General features: G+C 38.9%; 1 pseudogene. It reads right to left on the reverse strand.

The annotated features are described in order from the left end of the window. Positions 1 to 659 (reverse strand): annotated as a pseudogene (locus tag HX13_RS21710) (RHS repeat-associated core domain-containing protein); the annotation flags it as partial. Between the last annotated feature and the right edge of the window lie 69 nt (positions 660 to 728).

Here is a 728-nt window from a genome sequence, read left to right on the forward strand (position 1 = left end):
GCATTTCTTTTCAGGGTCATAATATTGCCATTCGTGTCATAGGTAAGATGTTCATTAAAGTTATTGTTGTATGGATTGGTGGCATTAGGCTCCGTATAGATACCATCCTTTAACCTGTTGAGGCCATCATAGGTATAGGAATATCTTTTTAAAACATCCTCTGAAGAGTTTCTCCAGTCTACCTCTGCAATATTCCCGTTAAACCTACCTGAAGCTAAATTGGTATACACAGGATTAGTATATTTGATTTCATAGCCAAACAATTTCCCATTCAGGTTGGCAGGATCATTGATCCTGGTCATCCAGCCCCTGATATTGTAGGCATAATCAATACTCTGCAAGTTATTGCCTACTTTTTTATTGGTTAGCTGAGAAAGTTCATTATAGGTATTCTGGGCCAGAATCTCTTCAGGATTATTATCTACCTGGTGTCTGTGCACCAACAGCCTGTTTTGGGAATCATATTCAAAGTTTTCTGTAATAATCCTTTCTGTATCGGTATCCAGTCTCTTATGTCGGGTGACAACCTGTTGAGCAACGCCTGCAAAATCCAGTTTGGATTCTGTTTTGGTATAACCTCCCAAATGGTTGATGGAATGGGTTCCTATTACTCTTCCTTTGGTATCGTAGTAGGTATAATTTTTTCGTCCAGTTGTCATCTTCAATATTTTTCACCAAACTCATGGTAGGAAGTCCTTTGGTGCTTCTTCCATCTGAAGTTGACGTTT

Origin of the sequence: Chryseobacterium sp. P1-3 (genome assembly GCF_000738495.1) — a bacterium.
GTDB classification, from domain to species: Bacteria; Bacteroidota; Bacteroidia; order Flavobacteriales; family Weeksellaceae; genus Chryseobacterium; species Chryseobacterium gallinarum.